The 4,955-nt window shown below is 43.3% G+C and carries 1 pseudogene; it reads right to left on the bottom strand.

What is annotated here, in order from left to right:
- Positions 1 to 291: 291 nt before the first annotated feature.
- Positions 292 to 4,955, bottom strand: a pseudogene (locus QT996_RS28030) (AAA family ATPase); the annotation flags it as partial.

The raw sequence follows: 4,955 nt of genomic DNA, 5'->3' as shown, positions 1-4,955 counted from the left end.
TCGTAATTCATATTATTAATCTAATTTTTTCTTTTATTTTACCTAGAACGAGCGCACTTTCGCAAGAGGTCTATTAATGACGGGTTCCATGCGACTGAGATAGGAATTGATAAATCTGAAATTGTCCTCCGGTGTCATACTTTCCGAAAGCGTAGTAAAATCGCGAATGTCGGAAAATAGCACCGACATTTCTAACTGCACTTGGTCGCCCAATTGCACATCAATAATACTTGATTTCTCTAAAAACTGGAGGAACTGATTGGGGACGAAGCGCTCGTAAGCTTTGTTGAGTTTGAACAGTTCATTGGTAAACCTGATTCGCTCATTTTCGGCTTTTTTACGCTCCGTGATATCTTGAAAGGCTACAATTGCATAAGAAATGTTGTCCTTCTCATCATAGATTGGTGTACCCCAAGCCTCGATCGGAATAATCTTGTTGCCTTGGTGGATTTCCATATCCTCAGCAGTGACACTTTCGCCCCTCAACGCCCGCGTAGTGGGCAGTTGTGCAGAGGGATATTCCTGCTCTGTTCCAGCTTGATATATTTGATAAACCTCTGGTATTTGCTCGCTGGTGACTTCAGGAATAACTCCTTTACCTAATAATTGAATAGCAGCCCGATTACTATAGTAAAGTTTGCCATCCGCATCCACCACAGACACCCCGACTGGAATAGCTTCTAAAAATTGAGTCAGCCTGTTCTCACTTTCGCGTACTTCTGTATAGAGTTTAGAATTTTGAATCGAGATAGCCGCTTGTCCAGATAACAGTTTCAATAGTTCCACTCTTTCTGGCGTAAAAGCTCCCGCTGTTAGGTTATTTTCTAGGTAAACAATACTAATAATTTGAGATTGGTTAATCAACGGCACACATAAAATTGATTTAGGCTGATTTTTTCGGATGTAGGGGTCGTTAGTAAATTGTCCCTCTCGAACCCCGTCATCTAGTACGACACTTTCTTGAGTGCGGGCCACATAATTGACAATTGCGGAGGAAAGTTCTTGACAATTTTCAACGCAGATTGACTGCAACACGGTAACGCGAGCGTCATCAATTGTCCCTTCAGCTTCAATTAACAACTTTTCCTGGCTTGACAAAATTAGATACCCTCTTTGGGCTCCTGCACTTTCCATCAAGATTTTCATTAAGCTAGACATTAGGTGATCGAGCCTTATTTCACCTGAAATCGCCTGAGAAGCTTTCATGACTGTGGTGATATCTAGATTACTACTCGAACCAGTAGTCGTCACTGTTGCGGTAGTTTTAGTGTTTTTATTTGGAGATTGAATAGGTTTCAATAACTGGGGATATCGCGTTTCTAAATTTTTTACCTTAGCAGTAGCTCCCCATTGGACATAACAATAGTACGACTCAATCATGTATGTTTGAGCAAGTTTTTCTTTACCCCATTCTAGATAAAATTTGGCGGCCCGTTCATTAGCTAGTGCTTCTTCGTTGAGGAATTGATTTTCTTTGGCGAGGGAGATGGCGCGATCGTACATTTCAATCGCCTCAGCTTTATTACCCAACACCCGTTGCCGTTCTGCCTCAACTAAATACCATTTATGCAGATGATTCATGGGAGCATTTTGCGCCCACTGTTGTAGAGTGGTTTGATGGGCTTGGGCCTGAGTAATAATTTCAGCTTGCTCGGTTCCTGGCTGTGTGGGGAAGAGTGCCAAGTGCGTCAGAGCTGCATAAAAATGGAAAGCGGGAACAAAAACCAATCCCGATAATGCCATCAAATACGGCTTGACTTGGCAAATATGGTTTAAGGCAGCCGGATAATTGCCCCAGGAATAGGCAAGCAGCAGTTTGTAAATGTAGACAATAGCGATCGCACTGAGTTGATTATCTTGATGGTGCTTAGGAAGCATCACTGTTTCATCGTAGGCAGTTCCGATTAAGCAATCCGGTTGACTAACGGCTTCAGTCAAGTTCTGCACCGTCTGCTGAATCATATCCAAATAAATTTGAACAGAATATTGTTTTAACTGCGCCATGACGGCCCTGTAACCTGCTATTTCTGGTTCCCAAGTGTCTAGTTCTACCCCACAGAAAAAGTTGGCATAAAAGTAAATACTTATGTTGTAGCCAGCGTTTAGAAAATCACCAGTTTCCATGCCAGCCGTATAACCATCTTTCAGTGTGGGTATCGTTGCCAAGAGAGCTTCTTGGTGATGCTGAATAAAGCACCCAAACAGAAGTAGAGTTATGGACTTGAATTCCTGCACATTGAACCTATCTAGCAAGGAGAGTGCCAATTTACCAAAGTCATAGCCCGTTTCTACATCACCCAAAAAGGCACACAACACCATGCCGTGAAGCGCATACCCCACCGTGGATGCGGGTGCATTCCCAAAAGAGAGCGATAAACTAACCATCGTCGAGCTAAGTAGGGGCAGCAAACCCGGTCTTCCCTGAATACAAGTTGCAAACAATATTCCTAACAATTGCATAGCTGCGTGAGTCTGGGAATTAGTCATCACAGACAGGCTAACCAGTTCCTCAATCCTTCTGCCACTTAGTTGGGCCGCCAGGGCTTGTAGCGCTTTGCCAATCTTGGCTTCATCAGGTTCGGTAGGGAGTTCAATCCCCAATTGCAAGAGTGCATCTCTTGCTACTGTGATCGCTTCTAATATCTTGCTCTGGGCTGTCTGTGCGACGATTTGAATTTCGTAAATTTTGATTTTGTCTAAGATTGTCGGTGCATTCTGTAACACCGATGCTGCCATCTTTTCCATGCCATCAAACTCACCATTCAAATAAGCGACTTCGGCGGAGGCAACATAAAGATTTAGCGTCAATTCATACTGGCTTTGCCAACAGTTTGCTGTTAGTAGCTCAATGCCTGTCTGCAGATAGATATTTGCCGCAGCGTAGGCGTTAGATTTTCGGGCTTTACGTCCTGCTTCTAAGTTGATTTGTGCTAAGGTTTCCCTCTCTTTTTGTTGGACGATTAACTCAATTCCTTGATTCAAATGTGCGACAATCTCAAACAGTTTTTCTTCTCTTTCAATATCCGAGGATTTTTGTAGCAGTAACTGTCCCATTTTGAAATGGGTGGCTTGTTTTTGGTCGTTGGGAATCAATGAATAAGCTGCTTGCTGGACGCGATCGTGCAGGAACTTATAAATTGGGTTAGTAACAGAGTGATTCAGGGATTGAGCGTCTGTTTGAATTAAGCTATAGCCTTCTGTAATCTGTAAAATGAGTCCTTCTTGCAAGGCTTTCCACAATGCTGATGCCGTTTGTTCTGATAATTCTTCACTGACTACTGCCAACGTTTCTAAATCAAATTGCGCCCCAATGCACGCGGCAAGTTTGAGGACATCTTGAGTTTCTTTCGGCAACTTCTGCAATTGCGTCGCCATAAACTCCACCACATCCGAGGCATGGGTAAGTCTAGCTTGAGCAATATCGCACTGCCAATACCGTAAATTCCAGTCAAAAATAATTTGACCATCTTCATGCAACGCCTTGAGGAATTGAGTCGAGAAAAAGGGATTACCTTTGGTTTTTTGATAAACCAATTCTGTCAAGAGTTGAGCTAAGGATAAATCGCAAATCAGCGTATCTGCCACCAACTGATTCATATCTGCTAAACTCAACGGTTGCAGGTTAATAGTATTTACCACTGCCCCAGACTTAATAATCTCATTCACTGTCAACATAAACGGATGAACGGGCGACACCTCATTGTCCCGATAAGCACCCAATACTAACAGATGCCCCCTATCCTCCATCAATAGTTGTAGCAACTTGAGCGATGCCGAATCCGCCCACTGCAAATCGTCCAAAAACATCACTAATGGATGTTCGGCGGTGGTAAATACTTGCACGAATTTCTGCATCAGCAGATTGAAGCGATTCTGTGCCGCAGTCCCCGAAAGTTCTAGTGCAGGACTTTGAGCGCCAATGATACGTTCTAATTCAGGAATTACCTCAATTAGCACTTGCCCGCTATCACCCACTGCTGTCAGAATCTTGGTTTTCCATGCTTGTACCTGAGCATCACTTTCTGATAATAATTGCCCCATCAATTCCCGAAAAGCTTGCACAAATGCCGAAAAGGGAATATTGCGCTGGAATTGGTCGTATTTGCCTTTAATAAAATAGCCCCGTTGTCTAGCAATTGGCTTGTGGACTTCGTTCACTACTGCGGTTTTACCAATCCCAGATAAGCCAGCCACCAGCATCATTTCGGCGCTACCTGTACTGACTCGTTCAAAGGCTGCTAATAGATTATCAACTTCAGTTTCTCTGCCGTATAGTTTTTCGGGAATCAGGAAACGGTCTGTAATATCCCGCGTTCCCAAAGCAAACTGCTCAATGTTACCCGTTGCTTGTAATTGAACCAGACAATTCTCTAAATCGTGCTTTAGACCTAATGCCGTTTGATAGCGGTTTTCGGCATTCTTCGCCATCAGCTTGCTGACAATTTGGGAGACAATTAGGGGGATTTTGGGCTTGATTTCATGCGGGAAAAGTGGCTGTCTGGCAATGTGGCAGTGAACCAGTTCTAAAGCGTCTTCTGTCTCGAAAGGTAGTTTTCCTGTCAGCAATTCGTAGAAGGTGACACCGAGGGAGTAAAAGTCAGTGCGGTAATCGAGAGTGCGATTCATTCTCCCCGTTTGTTCGGGTGAAATATAGGTTAATGTGCCTTCTAAAATGTTGGGGTTTTTCAGGGTTGGCGTTTCTCGCGTTAACTGAGTGGAAATACCAAAGTCAATAATTTTTAATTGTTTCGTTTCCGGGTTGTAAACAATATTTGAGGGGTTAATATCTTTGTGGATGATGTTGGCGCTGTGAATTTTTCCTAAAACTTTAGTGGTAGCGATCGCAATTTGTAAAAATTCCTCCAGAGTAAACTTTCGCTGCTGCATCCAAATTGTCAAGGATTCGCCGCCAAAGTCCTCCACAAACATCACGAGGCTGTTTTGGTATTTTTGCA

The organism is Microcoleus sp. S13C4 (assembly GCF_036700865.1).
Taxonomy (GTDB): domain Bacteria; phylum Cyanobacteriota; class Cyanobacteriia; order Cyanobacteriales; family Microcoleaceae; genus Microcoleus.
The sequence above is the reverse complement of the archived record's forward strand: the minus strand, read 5'-3'. Positions and strand labels throughout refer to the sequence as shown.